At 63.2% G+C, this 17,344-nt stretch carries 15 protein-coding genes; 7 read left to right on the top strand and 8 right to left on the bottom strand.

Annotated features, from left to right (window positions below):
* Positions 1 to 31 precede the first annotated feature (31 nt).
* The 5 genes from ABIB90_RS26370 to ABIB90_RS26350 all read left to right on the top strand — a co-directional run bounded on the left by ABIB90_RS26370 (position 32) and on the right by ABIB90_RS26350 (position 4,275).
* Positions 32 to 943, top strand: a complete 912-nt coding sequence (locus ABIB90_RS26370; protein ID WP_035995282.1) for an amino acid ABC transporter substrate-binding protein — start codon at positions 32 to 34, stop codon at positions 941 to 943.
* A 115-nt stretch (positions 944 to 1,058) separates the two neighbouring features.
* A complete protein-coding gene (locus ABIB90_RS26365; protein ID WP_007597031.1) occupies positions 1,059 to 1,790 on the top strand; it encodes an amino acid ABC transporter permease in 732 nt (243 codons plus the stop codon).
* A gap of 4 nt (positions 1,791 to 1,794) precedes the next feature.
* On the top strand, positions 1,795 to 2,487 hold the full coding sequence (locus ABIB90_RS26360; RefSeq protein WP_007597029.1) for an amino acid ABC transporter permease: 693 nt from the start codon (positions 1,795 to 1,797) through the stop codon (positions 2,485 to 2,487).
* A gap of 8 nt (positions 2,488 to 2,495) precedes the next feature.
* The gene (locus tag ABIB90_RS26355; RefSeq protein ID WP_007597027.1) at positions 2,496 to 3,227 is read left to right on the top strand and encodes an amino acid ABC transporter ATP-binding protein; all 732 of its coding nucleotides are present in this window, start codon (positions 2,496 to 2,498) and stop codon (positions 3,225 to 3,227) included.
* Between the two features lie 187 nt (positions 3,228 to 3,414).
* Positions 3,415 to 4,275, top strand: coding sequence for a D-amino-acid transaminase (locus tag ABIB90_RS26350; protein WP_354201656.1), 861 nt, complete (start codon positions 3,415 to 3,417; stop codon positions 4,273 to 4,275).
* A 157-nt stretch (positions 4,276 to 4,432) separates the two neighbouring features.
* Here the strand turns inward: ABIB90_RS26350 and ABIB90_RS26345 are convergent, their stop codons facing one another.
* From ABIB90_RS26345 to ABIB90_RS26335, 3 genes are all read right to left on the bottom strand, one after another.
* Positions 4,433 to 4,894, bottom strand: a complete 462-nt coding sequence (locus ABIB90_RS26345; RefSeq protein WP_007597023.1) for a carboxymuconolactone decarboxylase family protein — start codon at positions 4,892 to 4,894, stop codon at positions 4,433 to 4,435.
* A 29-nt stretch (positions 4,895 to 4,923) separates the two neighbouring features.
* A complete protein-coding gene (locus ABIB90_RS26340) occupies positions 4,924 to 6,543 on the bottom strand; it encodes an MDR family MFS transporter (RefSeq protein ID WP_354201655.1) in 1,620 nt (539 codons plus the stop codon).
* Positions 6,544 to 6,660: 117 nt separating this feature from the next.
* A complete protein-coding gene (locus tag ABIB90_RS26335) occupies positions 6,661 to 7,842 on the bottom strand; it encodes an HlyD family secretion protein (protein WP_354201654.1) in 1,182 nt (393 codons plus the stop codon).
* A 274-nt stretch (positions 7,843 to 8,116) separates the two neighbouring features.
* Between ABIB90_RS26335 and ABIB90_RS26330 the strand changes: the two genes are divergently transcribed.
* Entirely contained in the window at positions 8,117 to 9,028 is a 912-nt protein-coding gene (locus ABIB90_RS26330) for a LysR family transcriptional regulator (protein ID WP_354201653.1), read from the top strand.
* Here the strand turns inward: ABIB90_RS26330 and iaaH are convergent.
* The gene (iaaH, locus tag ABIB90_RS26325) at positions 9,023 to 10,447 is read right to left on the bottom strand and encodes an indoleacetamide hydrolase (protein WP_354201652.1); all 1,425 of its coding nucleotides are present in this window, start codon (positions 10,445 to 10,447) and stop codon (positions 9,023 to 9,025) included. The two genes, ABIB90_RS26330 and iaaH, sit on opposite strands and share 6 nt — an antisense overlap.
* Before the next feature lie 74 nt (positions 10,448 to 10,521).
* Positions 10,522 to 13,971, bottom strand: coding sequence for an indolepyruvate ferredoxin oxidoreductase family protein (locus ABIB90_RS26320; RefSeq protein ID WP_354201651.1), 3,450 nt, complete (start codon positions 13,969 to 13,971; stop codon positions 10,522 to 10,524).
* A gap of 152 nt (positions 13,972 to 14,123) precedes the next feature.
* Between ABIB90_RS26320 and ABIB90_RS26315 the strand changes: the two genes are divergently transcribed.
* Positions 14,124 to 14,579, top strand: a complete 456-nt coding sequence (locus ABIB90_RS26315; RefSeq protein WP_219680713.1) for an Lrp/AsnC family transcriptional regulator — start codon at positions 14,124 to 14,126, stop codon at positions 14,577 to 14,579.
* A gap of 154 nt (positions 14,580 to 14,733) precedes the next feature.
* On the opposite strand, the gene ABIB90_RS26310 is transcribed toward ABIB90_RS26315, so the two are convergent.
* The 3 genes from ABIB90_RS26310 to ABIB90_RS26300 are packed head-to-tail and all read right to left on the bottom strand — an operon-like array spanning position 14,734 to position 17,317.
* Entirely contained in the window at positions 14,734 to 15,519 is a 786-nt protein-coding gene (locus ABIB90_RS26310) for a fumarylacetoacetate hydrolase family protein (protein WP_007597011.1), read from the bottom strand.
* A 15-nt stretch (positions 15,520 to 15,534) separates the two neighbouring features.
* Positions 15,535 to 16,902: an LLM class flavin-dependent oxidoreductase gene (locus tag ABIB90_RS26305; protein WP_354201650.1), complete on the bottom strand. Its 1,368-nt coding sequence runs from the start codon at positions 16,900 to 16,902 to the stop codon at positions 15,535 to 15,537.
* The gene (locus ABIB90_RS26300; protein ID WP_502918244.1) at positions 16,841 to 17,317 is read right to left on the bottom strand and encodes a hypothetical protein; all 477 of its coding nucleotides are present in this window, start codon (positions 17,315 to 17,317) and stop codon (positions 16,841 to 16,843) included. Before ABIB90_RS26300 ends, ABIB90_RS26305 begins: the two co-directional genes overlap by 62 nt.
* Positions 17,318 to 17,344 lie beyond the last annotated feature (27 nt).

Below are 17,344 nucleotides of genomic sequence, written 5' to 3'. Positions count from 1 at the left end.
CGCCGGCATCATCCTGAAAGGGGACCAAAAAGTGAAACATTTCCGTAGCATCGGCCTCGCGCTCGCCGCGACCTTCGCTGTCAGCCAGGCCGGGGCCGAGGAGCTGACCGGCACGCTGAAGAACATCAAGGACACCGGCGCCATTACGCTCGGCTTCCGTGACTCCTCGATCCCGTTCTCCTATCTCGACGACAACCAGAAGCCCATCGGGTTCGCGATGGACATCTGCTACAAGATCGTCGACGCCGTGAAGAAGGAGCTCAAGCTCGACAAGCTCGAGGTCAAGCTCAACCCGGTGACTTCGGCGACCCGTATTCCGCTGATGGCGAACGGCACCATCGACCTCGAATGCGGTTCGACCACCAACAATGCCGAACGCCAGAAGCAGGTCGCCTTCACCAACACCCATTACCTGACCGCCAGCCGCTACGTCTTCAAGAAGTCGAGCGGCCTGAAGTCGATCGACGATCTCAAGGGCAAGACCGTGGTCTCGACCGCCGGCACCACCAACATCAAGCAGCTCACCGAAGCCAATGTTGCGAAAGGCCTCGGCGCCAATATCATCCCGGCCAAGGACCACGCCGAATCCTTCCTGATGGTCGAGACCGACCGTGCCGTCGCCTTCGTGATGGACGACATCCTGCTCGCGAGCCTCGTGGCCGGCTCGAAGTCGCCCGACGACTACGTCATCTCCAAGGACGCGTTCTCCAAGCCTGAGCCCTACGGCATCATGCTGCGCAAGGACGACGCGCCGTTCAAGAAGGTGGTCGATGCGGCGACCGCCGCGCTCTACACCTCCGGCGAGGGCCAGAAGATCTACGACAAGTGGTTCACGCAGAAAATTCCGCCGAAGGGCCTGAATCTCAACACGCCGATCTCGGCCGAGCTGAAGAACGAGTTCGCCAAGCCGACGGACTCGCCGAACCCGGACGATTATAAGTAAGCTATAACCGCGATCTTTCGATCCGGATCGTGTCCGGCCATCTTGACTCCAAGGTGGCCGGACATTTGCATAGGCGCCGGGACATCCATGACTGGAGCGTTCGCGCGGGGGACACGTGAATTACCACTGGAACTGGGGAATTTTCTTCGAGCCGAACCCGATGGGGACCGGCACCTATCTCGACATGCTGTTGTCGGGCCTGGTGCTGACCCTCAAGACGGGTGCGCTCGCATGGATCATCGCGCTGATCATGGGCTCGATCGTCGGCGTGATGCGCACGCTGCCGTCGAAGGGAGCGTACTGGTTCGGCTTTGCTTATGTCGAATTCTTCCGCAACATGCCGCTGCTGGTGCAGCTCTTCCTGTGGTTCTTCGTGCTGCCGGAACTGCTGCCGAGATCTGCCGGCCTCTGGCTGAAGCAGCTGCCGAATGCGCCGTTCTGGACGGCGGCGATCGGCATCGGCTTTTTCATGTCGGCGCGCGTCGCCGTGCAGTTGCAGGCCGGCATCGGATCGCTCCCGCGCGGCCAGAAGATGGCGGCGACCGCGCTCGGCCTGACGACCTTGCAGGCTTATCGCTACATTTTGCTGCCGATGGCGTTCCGCATCATCCTGCCGCCGCTGACGTCCGAGTTCCTCAACACCATCAAGAACACGGCTGTGGCCATCACCATCGGCTTGCTTGAGTTGACCGGACAGGCGCGCTCGATGCAGGAATTCTCGTTCCAGGTGTTCGAGGCCTTCACCGCCGCGACCCTTCTCTATCTCCTCGTCAACGCCGTCGTCGTGACCGCAATGCGCTTCCTCGAGCGCTACGTCGCGATCCCCGGCTACATCACGGGGAAATAGCATCATGTTCAGCAATTTCGATTTCGAGGTCATCCGTCGCGCACTGCCCTATCTGTTCTACGAGGGCATGACGTTCACGCTGATGCTCACGGGGCTTGCGGCGCTCGGCGGCCTGATCTTTGGCACGGCCATCGCGCTGATGCGGCTGTCTGGCTTCAAGATCCTGGGCCGCATCGCCGGGGTCTATGTCGACTTCATGCGATCGCTGCCGCTGGTGCTGGTGATCTTCTGGTTCTACTTCCTGGTGCCCTATATCGGGCAGTGGGTAACCGGCGCCTCGCGCCCGATCAGCGTCGGCGCGTTCGCATCCTCGCTCATCACCTTCATCATGTTCGAGGCCGCGTACTTCTCCGAGATCATGCGTGCCGGCATCCAGTCGATCTCGCGCGGCCAGCCGGCCGCAGCCAACGCCCTTGGCCTGACTTACGCCCAGACCATGCGCTACGTCGTGCTGCCGCAGGCCTTCCGTAACATGCTGCCGGTGCTGATCACGCAGACCATAGTGCTGTTCCAGGACACCTCCCTGGTCTACGTGCTGTCGATCACCGATTTCCTCGGTGCGGCAAGCAAGGTCGCGCAGCGCGACGGCCGTCTGGTCGAAATGTATCTGTTCGCAGCAATCGTCTACTTCACCATTTCCTGTGTTGCGTCCTTCGGCGTTCGCCGCCTGCAGGCGCGCATCGCCATCATTCGATAGAGTCTGTCATGATCGAGATCAGCCACGTCGACAAATGGTACAGCCCGAGCTTCCAGGTGCTGACCGACTGCACCACCAGCGTCACCAAGGGCGAGGTGGTCGTGGTCTGCGGCCCGTCGGGATCAGGTAAGTCGACGCTGATCAAATGCGTCAACGCCCTGGAGCCGTTCCAGAAAGGCGACATCAGCGTCGATGGCACCAAGGTCAACGATCCCAAGACCAATCTGCCCAAGCTGCGCTCGCGTGTCGGCATGGTGTTTCAGCACTTCGAGCTGTTTCCGCATCTGAAGATCATCGATAATCTCTGCCTCGCACAGCAGAAGGTGCTCGACCGGTCGCGCGACAAGGCGATGGCGAAAGGCATGCAGCTGCTGGAGCGCGTCGGCCTGAAGGAACAGGCGCAAAAGTATCCCGCGAACCTGTCCGGTGGCCAGCAGCAGCGGGTGGCGATCGCTCGCGCGCTCGCGATGGATCCCATTGTCATGCTGTTCGACGAGCCGACCTCGGCGCTCGACCCCGAAATGGTGAGCGAGGTGCTCGACGTCATGGTGGACCTCGCCCATGAGGGCATGACCATGATGGTCGTGACGCACGAGATGGGCTTTGCCCGCAAGGTTGCCAACCGCGTGATCTTCATGGATCGCGGCGAGATCGTCGAGGACGCCCCGAAGGACGATTTCTTCGGCAAGCCCCGCAGCGACCGCGCGCAGAAGTTCTTGTCGAAGATTCTCTCCCACTAACTCCGCCGTCATTCCGGGGCGCGACGTAGTCGCGAGCCCGGAATCCATCGGGCGGCATTGTACGAGGCGGAATGGATTCCGGGCTCATTCGCTGCGCGAATGCCCCGGAATGACGAATAGAGGGGTGATCGCCGCCCCCATTTCACGTATAAGCGCGCCAAATCCCTTCCTCCCCAGGAGACCTGCCTTGGATCCGATCGCCTATGTCAACGGCTCATTCGTCCCGCTCTCGGACGCCAAAATTTCGGTCCTCGATCGCGGCTTCCTGTTCGCCGACGGCATCTATGAGGTCTCGGCCGTGCTCGACGGCAAGCTGATCGACAATGCCTCGCATCTGGCGCGGCTGGAGCGCTCGGTCGGCGAGATCCAGCTGAAGCTGCCCGAGACGGTCGAGCGTATCACCGAGCTCCAGAAAGAGCTGATCGCGCGCAACCAGGTCGAGAACGGTCTCGTCTATCTCCAGGTCACCCGCGGCGCCGACAAGGGCCGCGATTTCGCCTTCCCCAAGGGCGACGTCAAGTCGAGCCTGGTGATGTTCACGTCGGAGAAGGACATCATCAACGCCGCCTCGGCCAAGACCGGCATCAACGTGATCACCGTGCCCGACATCCGCTGGGAGCGGCGCGACATCAAGAGCGTCGCGCTGCTGGCGCAAGTGCTGGCGAAGCAGGCCGCGGCCGAAGCCGGCGCGGGCGAAGCCTGGATGCTGGAAGACGGCTACGTCACCGAAGGCGGCTCGTCCTCGGCGTTCATTCTCACCCAGGACGACGTCATCGTGACCCGCAAGAACTCAAACGCGATCCTGCCGGGCTGCACCCGGAAGGCGGTGGTGGCGCTGGCTGAAGAGCGTCAGCTCCGCGTCGAAGAGCGTTCCTTCACGGTCGCCGAGGCGCTCGCCGCCAAGGAAGCCTTTGCCACCTCGGCGTCGCTGTTCGTCCAGCCGGTGGTTGCGATCGACGGCAAGAAGGTCGGCGACGGCAAGCCCGGCCCGATGGCCATGCGGCTGCGCGAGATCTACGTGGAGTTCGCCAAGGCGACGGCGGTTTAGCCACACGCCCGGTGTCATCGCCCGGCTTGACCGGGCGATCCAGTACGCCGTGACGGGAGTGCTTGACTCGAGAAGCCGCGGCGTACTGGATGCCCCGGTCAAGCCGGGGCATGACAGTCGAATGCATGGAGGCAGTTTGGCCTCATGCGTCAGCACCTCAGGCCACCGACGCCTTCACCTTCACCGGGTGAACCGCGCGGAATGCGATTGCGATCCTGTTCCAGGCATTGATGGCGCCGATCAGCATGGTCAGGTTCACCGTCTCCGCATCGGAGAATTGCGCGCGGACCTGCTCGTAGACGTCATCGGGCGCGTGCGTCTCGGAGATCAGCGTCACCGACTCGGTCCAGGCCAGTGCGGCGCGCTCGCGGTCGGTGTAGAGCGGGGATTCGCGCCAGGCGTTGAGCAGATAGATGCGCTGCTCGGTCTCGCCGCGCTTGCGCGCGTCCTCGGTGTGCATGTTGATGCAGAAGGCACATCCGTTGATCTGTGACGCGCGGATCTTGACGAGCTCGATCAGCGATTTCTCAAGGCCCGTCGACTGGATCTGCTCTTCCAGCCCCATCAGGGCCTTCATCGTGTCGGGTGCGGCCTGGTAGAAATTCATGCGGGGTTTCATGGTCGTTCTCCTTGGTTGCCGGGTTGATGTCAGTGGGCGCCGCCGGCCGAGGCATGGCCGGGCTTCTTCAAGAACAGGACGGCGGCGAGCGCCACGATCAGCGCCATGCCGAGCAGATAGAAGGTGTCGCTGAAGGCGAAGATGTAAGCCTGCTTCTGGACGATGTGACCGATCGCGACATAGGCGCGATGCGCGGCATCCGCACGGTCGAGCACGCCGTGATTGATGAAATATTGCGTGAGCTGTTCCAGTCTCGTGCGGGTGGACTGCTCGAATACCGAGACCGACTGCATCAGCACGTTGGAGTGATACTGCTCGCGTTTGGTCAGCAGGGTCTGCAACAGCGCGATGCCGACGGCGCCGCCGAGATTGCGCATCATGTTGAACAGGCCGGACGCCGAGCCCGCATTCTCCGCCTCGATGCCGGCCGTGGCCACCGCGGACAGCGGCGCCATCACCAGCGCCTGGCCGATCGCGCGGACCACATTGGGCCAGAGCAATTGATCGGCGGCATAGTTGCCGGTCATATAGATATTCATGAAGTTGGAGGCCGCGAACAGGACGAAGCCGACGCCGATGATGAGCCGCGCATCGAGCTTCTGCATCAGCCGCGGCACCAGCGGGATCAGCAGAAGTTGCGGCAGGCCGGTCCAGGCCAGCACCATGCCGATCTGCTCGGCATTGTAGCCCTGGATGCGGGCCAGATATTGCGGCAGGATGAACACCGAGCCGTAGAGTGCGATCCCCAGCAGGAAGTTCGCGAGCATGCCGAAGCCGAAGTTGCGGCGTACCAGCAGACGCAGGTTGAGGAGCGGCTTCTTCACCGTGAGCTCGATGATCAGGAAGGCGATCAGGGCCACGGCCGCGATGACGGACAGCTTGACGATGAAGGGCGAGCCGAACCAGTCGTCCTTGTTGCCTTCCTCGAGCACTGTCTGCAGCGCCGACAGTCCGATCGCCATGGTGATGATGCCGGCCCAGTCGCCGTCGCGCAGCAGCGACAGCTTCATGGGCTTTGCATCGAGGGCGTACCAGAGCATGCCGACCATGATCCCGCCCGGGACGACGTTGACGTAGAAGATGTACTGCCAGCCAAAATTCTCGGTGAGATAGCCGCCGATGGTGGGGCCAATCGCGGGCGCGAACGTCGCCGACAGCGCGAACAGCGCGAGGCCGACCGGCTGCTTTCCGCGCGGCAGCAATGTGATGATGAGGGTGAACGCCATCGGAATTAGCACGCCGCCGGTAAAACCTTGCACCGCCCGCAGCACGATCATCTGCGGCAGGTCCTGCGCCAACGCGCAGGCGGCCGATAGGACCAGGAAGAGGACCGCGTTGGTGAGGAGATAGATGCGGATCGAGAACACCTGCGCCAGCCAGCCCGAGAGCGGGATCACCACGATCTCCGCGATCAGATAAGAGGTCGAGATCCAGCCGCCATCGTCGATGCCGGCGCCGATCGCGCCCTGGATGTCGGCGAGCGACGCGTTGACGATCTGAATGTTCAGCACCGCCATGAAGGCGCCGAGCGTCGCGCCGATCACGGCAATCCAGGTCTTGGTCGACACGGCAGGCGTTATGGGGGCCGCGACTGAAGCGGGGATATTGGCGGCGGAGGCGGCGTTGACGGTCATTTGGAGCGTGCTCATCGAAGCCTCGTCTCAGTTACGGAGACAGGATGGATCAGGCAGTTGGTTTCGATAATCGGAGAAGCGCAGGAAGGATCATCCGGCAGGATTTGAAAATCCCACGGGACCCTCCCGGCTTCAGCCGCCGTTAGGACGGGCCGCGTTGTCGGCGAGATGCTTTGCCGTCTCGCGCTCGGCCATGACGGCCTGTTTGGTGTCGACGGTCGGCACCGCGGACATGCCGGGGCGCAGCAGGCCGGTCAGGCTGTGGTCGTCGAGCACGATCTTCACCGGCACCCGTTGCACGATCTTGGTGAAATTGCCCGTGGCGTTGTCGGGCGGCAGCAGCGCGAATTCAAGGCCGCTCGCCGGCGACAGGCTGTCGACATGGCCGCGCAGGGTCTGGTTGCGGAAGCTGTCGACGTGCAGCTCGACCGGCTGGCCGGAGCGGACACGGGTGAGTTGCGTCTCCTTGAAATTTGCCACGACATAGACCGCATCGAGCGGCACTACCGCCATCAATTGCGTGCCGGCCTGCACGAACTGTCCCACGCGCAATGAGCGGGCGCCGACCGTGCCGTCGACCGGCGCGGTAATCTCGGTGTAGGAGAGATTCAGCGTCGCCTGCTCCGCGACCGCGCGCGCATGTTCGAGTTGGGCCGTAGCCTGCGCGCGCTGGGTGGTGAGCACGTCGACCTTGCGTTGCGCGGCCACGAGGCCCGACCTGGCATGTTGCAGCTGTGCATTGCTGGCGCGCAACGCAGCGTCAGTCTGTTGTGCGCGCTGAATCGTGCCGGAGCCCGACTTCATCAAATCGTCGTAGCGGGCGCGCTCCTCCTGCGCAAATTTCAGATTCGCGTCCGCAGCAGCAACATCGGCCGTGCTCTGCTCGATGATCGGCTGCTGGAGTTCGAGCTGGGCGTCGAGGTTGCGCACCGATGCTTCCGCCGCAGCGACATCAGCGCGGGCCTGGTCGAGCGCCGCCTTGAAGTCGCGGTCGTCGATCTTCGCCAGCACCTGGCCCGCTTTGACCTTTTCGTTGTCGCTGACCAGCACCTTGGCGATGTAGCCCGAGACTTTTGGCGCGACGATCGTGGAGTCGGCCTTCACATAGGCGTCGTCGGTTGTCTCGAGATAACGGCCGTTGACCCAGTAGTCGTGTCCGTAATGGACAATCGCTGCTGTGCCCGCGAGGAACGCGAGCGCCAACGCCGCCCGCCGGACCATATTCCGGGTCGGACCACGCACCGGCACCGGCGGAGAAGCTTGCAGTATCTCAGTCGCTTGCTGGAAGTTTTCGGTGCGGGGCATCTCGGACATGGCAGTCTCCTGTCTGGTGGCTGAGACTATCGGTCTTCTTCGCTCGATCGATAATCGGCGAAATACCGGAAGGATTATCCGCTGAGAGTGGATAGTCCGGGGACCGGCCTTCGCGTATGGTCTACCGAGCCGGAGGTGCGACTGCCCCAGAGCGATTGCCGCCTCTGTCGAGCGATTGCGGCTAACCCATCCGCCATCCGCGCGCGAGACGATCTGATGGATAATCGGACAGAATTCCTTGCGATTATCGACCAAGAGCGGATAATCAGTCGGTATGGACCGATTGACAAGTCTCGAAGTCTTCAGCCGGGTGGCCGAGGCCGGCGGCTTCTCTGCAGCAGCCCGCAAGCTCAACATGTCGACCACCATGGTGAGCAATCACGTCCAGGCGCTGGAAGACCGCCTCGGGGTGAGGCTGCTTCAGCGCACTACGCGCAAGGTCAGCCTCACCGACATCGGCAAGGCTTATTACGACCGCTGCATCCAGATACTCGCCGAAATCAAACAGGCCGACGATATCGCGAGCGAATTGCAGTCGGTGCCCCGCGGCACGCTACGGATCCACGTCGCCACGCATATGGTGCCGTTCGTTGCGCCCGTGGTGGCGAAGCTCCTGTCGGCCTATCCGGAGCTCAAGATCGATCTGCGCATGGGCGAGGCCGACATCGATCTCATCGAAGAAGGTTATGACGTTGCTCTGCGCATGACCGCGCCGCCGGATTCGAGCCTGATCGTCCGCAGCCTGGCCACCTGGCGCCACGTCCTGTGCTGCTCGCACGACTATCTCGACAAGCACGGTCGCGTGCAGAAGCTCGACGAGCTCGCCGCGCACAATTGCGGGCGCCATTTGAATTATCCGTTCGGCGACGATTGGCGCTTCTTCGATCGCAAGGGCGCGCCGGCATCGGTGCGCATCTCCGGCAGCTTCATCACCAACAGCGGTGAGGCCTTGCGAAAGGTGGCGCTGGAAGGCGCTGCCGTCTGCCTGATGGCCGGATTTCTGATCCGCGACGATCTCGAGGCCGGTCGGCTCGTGCGCCTCTTGCCCGAATATCGTCCAGTCGAGATGTCGATGAATGCCGTCTATCCACACCGCCATCATCTGTCGGCAAAGGTCAGGACCTTCATCGACATGCTCGTGCATCATAGCGCTGAGCAGCAGAAGCTGATCAATCCCTATTCATGATCGGGACGGCGCCGGCAGCCGTCCGAACACTTTTTCAAGTGCCATCCCGACCGCAAGTAGGCGGCGATCGCTTCCGGACGGGCCATCCAGCTCGAGCCCGATCGGGAGCTTGCTGACCGGGCCGAGCGCAATCGGGATCTGGATTCCGGGAATTCCGGCATTGCTGCCGGGATCGGTGTTCTGGATGAACAGGCCGAAATTTTCGAGGCTGCTGGAATCGGGATTGGAGGCAATGGCGACGCGCGGCGTGGTCGGGAAGGCGATGGCATCGAGCCGGTTGTCGGCGAAAGTCCTGCTGTAGAGCGCCTGAAGCGCGGGGCGCGCTGTGTTGATCGCGGCGTCGTAGATCGGCTTGGCGTCAACCAGCGTGCCATCGGGGGCGGGCAGTTTGCGCGGGATCACCAGCCCATCATAGGTACCCTTGACGTCTGCGCTGGATATCTCCGCTGCCAGCGCCGCGATGCTGAGGCCGGTACCGCTGTGTCTGAGATATGCGACCATGTCGTCATAGGCCTCATACAGCACGACGGGAAAGCTCACCTGGCCGTTGAGTTCGGCGAGCAGCGGCATCTCGATTTCGATGACGGTGACGCCCTGCGCCTTCATTTTCGTGACGGCCGCCTCGAATGCGGCGTCGGTGTCGGCGTCGAGATTGCTCAGCATCGCCTTTACGATGCCGATCCGCACCAGCTTCAGATCGGCCGGCGCGATGGCATCGCCGCCTGCAATGACGCGGTCGAGCAGCGCGACATCCGCCATGGTCGCGGCCATGGGACCCGCGGTGTCGCGGGTGTGCGAGAGCGGCGCAATTCCAGCTTGCGGATAGCGTCCGATGGTCGGGCGCAGCGAGGCGCATCCATTCAGCGCAGCCGGCACCCGGACCGATCCGCCGGTGTCGGTGCCGAGCCCGCCTGCCACGATGCGCGCGCCGATCGCGGTACCGGTCCCGGAGGAAGAGCCGCCGGCGATCAGGGCCCGGTCATAGGCGTTGCGCACGCCGAACTCGGCAGCGGTCTTGAATGCGGTGTTGTAGCCGGAGATGCCGAAGGCGAGCTCGTGCATGCTGGTCTTGCCGATGATGACCGCGCCTGCGGCCCGCAGTTTTGCCGCAACTGGCGCGTCGGCCGTGGGAACGTAATCCTTCAGGGCCGGCGTGCCCGCGCTACAGGGCAGCCCGGCAACCTCGATGTTGTCCTTGATCACGATGGGCACGCCGCCAAGCGGTTTTGTCCGGTCGCCCGTCGCGTCGAATGCGGCAGCAACCTTCAGGGCGCCGGCCTGGTCCAGGGTGACGAAGGCATTGAGGTCGGCATTGGCTTTGGCGCGGGCAAGCGCTTCCGTCGTGAGTGCTGTGCTCGTCACCTTGCCGGCGCGGAGGTCGGCGGCGGCCTGGGTCAGGGTCAACTGATCGAAATCCATGATGCGTCACCCGCTTGCCCGGCTCCATCATGGAGCCCTCGAATTCGGGAGGCTGAAGCCTCGCCGGCATCACGTCAACCGTGGGCGCGCAACTTTGCCTGCGACGCTGCGATCACATCGGCGAGAAGCCGTTCGACCGCCGGCTTCACCTTCGCGATCGCGATGTCCTTCACCGGCCCGTAACCGCGGATCTCCATCGGCGCCTTGGCGATCACGACGAGATCGGGCAGGCGCGCCGCATCGAGTTCGCCGAGCATCCGTTCGATCACGCCCTCATACCAGGCGATCAGGTTTCGCTCGGTGCGGCGTTCGACGGTGTAGCCGAACGGATCGAATACTGTCCCGCGCAACCCTTTCAGTCGCGCGAGCGCGGCGAGCGGCAGCTGGATCCACTGGCCGAAGGCGCGCTTGCGCGGCCGGCCGCGGGCGTCGCGCTCGGACGGCAGGAAGGGCGGAGCGAGATGGTATTTGACGCTGAAGCCGTCCTCGAACTCGCGCTTCAGCTCGTCGAGGAAGCCGCTCTGCATGTGCAGGCGCGCCACCTCGTACTCATCCTTGTAGGCCATCAGCTTGAACAGGGCGCGCGCAACCGCCTCGGTCAACTTCTCGCTATTCAGGTTGGCTTCCGCATTGCGAACGTTTGCAACGCGTGCTCGATAGCGCGCTGCATAGGCATCGTTCTGATAAGCCGCGAGGAAGTCGGCGCGGCGGTCGATCAGCTGGTCGAGCGTCTCGGCCTTGGGCGCTTCGTCCACCTTCGGCAAGAAGTCAGGGTCGGCCGCTGCAATCCGGCCCCAGGCGAAAGCCTGCTTGTTGCTTTCGACCGCGACGCCGTTGAGCTCGATCGCGCGCAACAGCGCCGACAGCGAGGCCGGCAACAGCCCGCGCTGCCAGGCAAAGCCCAGCATGACGATGTTGGCATAGACGGCATCGCCGAGCAGACGCTCCGCCAGTGCGTTGGCGTTGATGGTGTCGAGATTGCCGTCGCCGATCACCTGGCCGATCGCGCGCAGGCGGGCGGGTGAGGCGAGATCCGCGTCGCGGAAGCGGACGACCTCGCCGGTCGGCATCTCCGCGGTGTTGACCGCGGCTCGCGTGCCTTTCCGATAGGTGCCGGACGCCTTCGGCGAGGAGCTGACGACGAGGTCGCAACCGATGAGCGCATCGGCCGCGCCCTGGTCGATACGGACCTGATGCAATGCGTCGGGGGACGCGGCCAACCGGATGTAGCTCAGCACCGGCCCGAATTTCTGCGCAAAGCCGGTAAAATCCAGCACCGAGACGCCGTGTCGTTCGAGATGCGCCGCCATGCCGATCAGCGCGCCGACCGTGATCACGCCGGTGCCGCCGACGCCGGTGACGAGCAGATCATAGGGACGGTCGAGCGTTGCGAGAGTGGGCAGGGGAAGTGTGGCCGCGTGGCCGACCGCGTCGGTCCGGCTTGCGCCCTTCTTCCGGCGCGTCGCGTCCTCAACGGTGACGAAGCTCGGGCAAAACCCGTTGAGGCAGGAAAAGTCCTTGTTGCAGGACGAGAGATTGATCCGCCGCTTCCGGCCGAAGGGTGTCTCCTTGGGCTCGACGCTGAGGCAGTTGGATTCGACCGAGCAGTCGCCGCAGCCTTCGCAGACGAGATCGCTGATATAGGCGAAGCGTTTGGGATCGATCATCTGCCCACGCTTGCGACGACGCCGCTTCTCTGTCGCGCAGGTCTGCTGATAGATCAGAACCGAGACGCCGGGAATCTCGCGCAGCTCGCGCTGTACATCGTCCATCTCTTCGCGCGGATGGATGGACACGCCGACCGGCAGGTCGCCTGGCGAAAATTGCGCTGGATCGTCCGACACCAACGCGATGCGCGCAACGCCCTCGGCGCGGACGCTGTGCGCGATGGCGTGGACGCTGATCGGGCCGTCGACGGGTTGGCCGCCGGTCATGGCGACGGCATCGTTGAACAGGATCTTGTAGGTGATGTTGGCTTTGGCCGCGATCGCCTGCCGGATCGCCATCGAGCCCGAATGATAATAGGTGCCTTCGCCGAGATTCTGGAACACGTGCTTGTTGCCGGTGAAGCGTGACGAGGCGGCCCAGTTCACGCCTTCGCCGCCCATCTGGATCAGGGACGATGTCTCGCGGTCCATCCAGCTCGCCATGAAATGACAGCCGATGCCGGCCAGCGCCTTCGACCCCTCCGGCACTTTTGTCGATGTGTTGTGCGGGCATCCGGAGCAGAAATACGGCGTGCGCGTCGCACCGCTGACGTTGATCGTGCGCGCAGCCTCAGGCATCAAGCCGGCTGCGCGCGCGGCGAGATTAAGGCTTGGGAACATCGGATCGAGACGGCGTGCAAGCACCCCAGCGAGCGCGCGCGGCGACAATTCGCCGATCCAGGAGATCAGCCGCGCGCCGGTTTCGTCGTGCTTACCGACCATGCGCTCGGGTTTTTCGCCCGGATAATCGTAAAAATATTCCTTGAACTGGCTTTCGATGATACCGCGCTTCTCCTCGACCACGAGGATCTCGCGCTTGCCCTTCACGAAGGCCATCGCGTCATGCAGCGCCAGCGGCCAGACCATGCCAACCTTGTAGATGTCGATGCCGATGCTGCGGCAGGCCGCTTCGTCGAGATCCATCAACCGCAACGCTTCCATCAGATCGAGATGGGCCTTGCCTGTGGTGACGATGCCGTAGGTAGCGCCCGGGATATCGTAGATGTGACGATCGATCGGATTGGCCTTTGCGAAGGCGTAGACCGCGTGCTTCTTCGCCTCCAGCCGCTCCTCGATCTGCGGCCCCGGCAGATCGGGCCAGCGATAGTGCAAGCCGCCGGGTGGCGGCGTGACGTCCGGAGTGTGGAAGGCGCGCGGCGGGCGCAGCGCGACGGAGGCGCCGGATTCCACGATCTCCGAGATCGCCTTGAAGCCGACCCACATGCCGGTGAAGCGGCTCAGCGCATAGCCATATTCACCGAATTCGAGATACTCGCTGACGCTTGCGGGGTGGAGCGTCGGCATGAACCAGCTCATGAAAGCGACGTCGGACTGGTGCGGCATCGAGGACGAGACGCAGCCATGGTCGTCGCCAGCGACCACCAGAACGCCGCCATGCGGTGAGGAGCCGTAGGCATTGCCGTGTTTCAGCGCATCGCCGGAGCGATCGACGCCGGGACCCTTGCCGTACCAGAGCCCGAACACACCATCGACCTCGCGGTCAGCTTGCGTCTCGACCTGCTGCGACCCGAGCACCGCCGTCGCGGCAAGGTCTTCGTTCACCGCGGGGAGGAATTCGATGCCGTCCCGCTTCAGCCGCTCCTGGATGCGCCACAGTTCGAGATCGATGCCGCCGAGCGGCGAGCCGCGATAGCCCGAGATGAAGCCCGCCGTGTTCAGCCCGGCGGCACGGTCGCGCCGCACCTGGTCGAGCGCGATGCGGACGATGGCCTGCGTGCCGGTGAGGAAGACGCGGCCTTCTTCGCGGTCGTAGCGGTCGGAAAGCTGGTAGGCGTCGAGTGAGGAAATGGCGTCCATGCGGACCTCCCGCGGCATCCTTGCCGGATGGGAGAAGGGTAGGCCTCGGCAACTGGTAGGTCCTACCTATTTTCCCGAATAGGATATCCATTGTGGTAGAATTGTCCGTTATAATCTACAAATCGGTAGAGTAATCCATTTTGGTGCTTTCCATGATCGAAGACCAAGACGCGCGGATTCTCGCCTATCTCCAGAAGGACGGCCGCGCCACCAACCAGCAGCTCGCCGACGCGGTCGGCATGTCCACCTCGGCCTGCTGGCGCCGGGTGCGCGCGCTGGAGGAGAGCGGTGCCATCCAGGGCTATGCGGCCCTGGTCGCGCGCGAGCAGGCCGGCTTCGCGATGTCCGCGATCCTCCACGTCTCGCTGGAACGGCACGACGCAAAATTCGTCGACGAGTTCGTCGCGCGGGTGACCACGCGGCGTGAGGTGCTGGAGTGCTTTGCGACCACGGGCGATGCCGATTACCATTTGCGCGTCGTCGTGCAGGACATGACGGCCTACAACAAATTTCTCGACGAGTTCATGTTCCGCATTCCCGGCATTCGCTATGTCAGAAGCAATGTGGTGCTGAAGGAGATCAAGACCAGCGTGACCCTACCGTTTTGAGAGGCAGCGCTTCGTCGTCCCGGCGAAGGCCGGGACCCATAACCACGAATGCCAATTGCCTTGCGAAGCCGTAACGACGAGTCCTAATCAAAACATCTGCTGCGGCGCATGGGTCCCGGCTTTCGCCGGGACGACACTGTTGGTGCAACGTGGGCTACCGCTCCTCCCGCACGAATCTATTCCGCAACGTGCCGATGCCGGTGATGTCGATCTCCACGACATCGCCGTGCTTGATGTCGGGCGACGCACCGTCGGTGCCCATCCAGATCATGTCGCCGGGCCATAACGTAAAGTATTTGGATAGCTCGACAAGGAACGGCACCACGCCGAAGATCATGTCGTTGGTGCGGAAGCGGTTGGTTTCCTCGCCGTTGACGCGAACGATGGTCTCCATACGGGCGAGGTCGACTTCGGTCTCGATCCACGGGCCCATCGGCTTGAACGTGTCGGCGTTCTTCGACCGCCACAGGCTGCGGTCGGCTTTCTGCCAGCTTCGTTCGCTGACGTCGTTGCCGATGGTGTAGCCGAACACGCAATCCATCGCATTCTGCTTCGTGAGATGCTTGACCTTCTTGCCGATGATGACGACGAGTTCGCCTTCGTAGTGGATCTTGTCCGTCGCAAAGGACGGGATCACGACGTCCTCGTCATGTGCGATCAGCGCATTCTGAGCGCGATAGCCGATCTCTGGTCTGTCAGGCACTGCCGGCACTTCGCCCCGCTTGTCGGCGGCCTCCTTCAGGTGCTTCAGATAGTTCAGGCCGACGCAGTAGAAGGTGCGCGGAATCAGCGGAAGCTCGATTCTGACCTGCGACAGCGGATGCGTGCGCGAGGTCCGCTGCCATTCGCCGAAGGGATCGCCGTCGACCGCAATCACTTGGTCACCCTCGACGAATCCCCAGGACGTCTTGTCCGCGGCCGTGAATGTCAGCCAGCGCATGCCGTGTCTCCGTTGTTATTCCGCGGCATCGCGCGGCTGCACTTTCCAGTCTCCGGCCGCCGGCCGCTTCAGCCCGAGATTTTCCCGCAGTGTCTTGCCGCGATATTCCTTCTGGAACAATCCGCGCCGCTGCAATTCCGGGACGATATATTGCACGAAATCGGCATAGGAGCCGGGCACATAGGTCGCGGCGATGACAAAACCGTCGCAGCCGCGCTCGACGAACATTTCTTCGAGCTTGTCCGCAATCTCCTTGGGGCCGCCAACCATCGCATCCTGGACCTGACCGCGGCCGGAGAAGGTGACGAAGTCGCGCGCGCTCGGATTGCTTTTACCGGAGTTCTTGAGCACGCCGTCCCGGATGCCCAGAATGCCCTGCATGCTCTTCAACTCCTCAGTCGTCAGCGGCTCGTCGAGATCCTTGGAGGCGAAGTCGTAGTTGAGTGCTTCGGCCAGCAGCGACATCGCATCGATCTGCAGCGGCAGCTTGTTGATCAGCGCCATCTTATCTTCGGCCTCGGCTTTGGTCGCGGCGCAAACCGGCGTCGTCAGGTTGCAGAGGAACATCGCCTCCGGATCGCGGCCGACTTTCGCGGCCTCGTTACGCACCGCCGCATAGCCGTCCTTGGCGGCGGAGAGGTTACGTGCAGCGGTAAAGATTACTTCGCCCCATCGTCCTGCAAAGCGCTGCCCGCGTCCGGACGCGCCGGCCTGGATGACCACGGGATGGCCCTGATCCGAGCGCGGCACGGTGAAGGGACCGCGCGACTTGTAGAATGGGCCCTTGTGATCGAGCCGCTTCACCTTGGCTGGATCGGCGAAGCGGCCGCTCGTCTTGTCCATGATGAGCGCGCCGTCCTCCCAAGTGTCCCAATGGCCGAGCACGACCTCCATGAATTCGTCGGCCTTGTCGTAGCGGGAATCATGTTCGGGATGAGAGTCGCGCCCCATGTTGTGTGCCTCGCCGTCGTTGAGCGAGGTGACGACGTTCCACCCGGCGCGTCCGCCGGACATCAGGTCGAGCGTTGCGAAGCGGCGGGCGATGTCGAAAGGTTCGAAATAAGTCGTCGAGCCGGTCGCCCCCAACCCGAGCTTCTCCGTAACCATGCCCATCGTGGTCAGCACGATCAGCGGATCCATCTTCACGCAGCGGATGCCGTATTCGACGGTGTGGGCGTGATCGTTGCCGTAGCGGTCCGGCATCGCCAACCGGTCGTCGAAGAACGCCATGTGGAACTTGCCGGCTTCGAGGATTTTGGCGATCTCCTGATAATAGTCCGCCGACATCGAATCGTCGCGCGAGTCCGGATGCCGCCACGAGCTAGGCAAATTCGTGCAGTTCTGGGCCTGAAGGAAGCCGACCAGTACCATCTGCCGCGTCATGCTGCTGTTCTCCGAATTGCGTCAGGCCGAAATCCGTCAGGCCAGGTCGAGGATCGTATCGAGCCTGTACTCGCGCGCCAGCGCGCGCCGCAGAGGTCGCCATGTCCAGGTAGAACGGCGCATCGAGGTCGGACGGCACCGCAATCGAGATCGGATGGTGCCGAGCCGTGCCTCCTTGCCGCCGAAGGGCGCCACGTGCTTCCGCGAGCGGCCGGAATCCGCCGTCGCGATCCCGATCATGCCTTCGCGCATCGCCATCAGCGGGAACAGCGATCACGCCGTGGGAATCGTGGCCGGCGAGATTGGCGTTGACGCAGCCGCATGCGATCGCGTCGGCCTCTTCCGCGGAAGCTCCGGCGGCACGAAGCAGCGCGGCGCTGATGTGCGTGAGGCGGTCGGCCTGGACGATCGGCATAGCGTTTCCTCAGGTCTCGCCCTTGGC

Source organism: Bradyrhizobium sp. JR4.1 (assembly GCF_040548605.1).
Classification (GTDB): Bacteria; Pseudomonadota; Alphaproteobacteria; order Rhizobiales; family Xanthobacteraceae; genus Bradyrhizobium; species Bradyrhizobium canariense.
This window is presented reverse-complemented; position numbering and strand designations above follow the sequence as displayed.

What these genes read in the sequence shown, in the direction of transcription:
- ABIB90_RS26360 (WP_007597029.1), top strand. Translation starts at nt 1,795, where the DNA reads ATGTTCAGCAATTTCGATTTCGAGGTCATCCGTCGCGCACTGCCCTAT.
- ABIB90_RS26355 (WP_007597027.1), top strand. Translation starts at nt 2,496, where the DNA reads ATGATCGAGATCAGCCACGTCGACAAATGGTACAGCCCGAGCTTCCAG.
- ABIB90_RS26345 (WP_007597023.1), bottom strand. Translation starts at nt 4,894, where the DNA reads ATGAAACCCCGCATGAATTTCTACCAGGCCGCACCCGACACGATGAAG.
- ABIB90_RS26340 (WP_354201655.1), bottom strand. Translation starts at nt 6,543, where the DNA reads ATGAGCACGCTCCAAATGACCGTCAACGCCGCCTCCGCCGCCAATATC.
- ABIB90_RS26335 (WP_354201654.1), bottom strand. Translation starts at nt 7,842, where the DNA reads ATGTCCGAGATGCCCCGCACCGAAAACTTCCAGCAAGCGACTGAGATA.
- ABIB90_RS26330 (WP_354201653.1), top strand. Translation starts at nt 8,117, where the DNA reads ATGGACCGATTGACAAGTCTCGAAGTCTTCAGCCGGGTGGCCGAGGCC.
- iaaH (WP_354201652.1), bottom strand. Translation starts at nt 10,447, where the DNA reads ATGGATTTCGATCAGTTGACCCTGACCCAGGCCGCCGCCGACCTCCGC.
- ABIB90_RS26320 (WP_354201651.1), bottom strand. Translation starts at nt 13,971, where the DNA reads ATGGACGCCATTTCCTCACTCGACGCCTACCAGCTTTCCGACCGCTAC.
- ABIB90_RS26315 (WP_219680713.1), top strand. Translation starts at nt 14,124, where the DNA reads ATGATCGAAGACCAAGACGCGCGGATTCTCGCCTATCTCCAGAAGGAC.
- ABIB90_RS26310 (WP_007597011.1), bottom strand. Translation starts at nt 15,519, where the DNA reads ATGCGCTGGCTGACATTCACGGCCGCGGACAAGACGTCCTGGGGATTC.
- ABIB90_RS26305 (WP_354201650.1), bottom strand. Translation starts at nt 16,902, where the DNA reads ATGACGCGGCAGATGGTACTGGTCGGCTTCCTTCAGGCCCAGAACTGC.
- ABIB90_RS26300 (WP_502918244.1), bottom strand. Translation starts at nt 17,317, where the DNA reads ATGCCGATCGTCCAGGCCGACCGCCTCACGCACATCAGCGCCGCGCTG.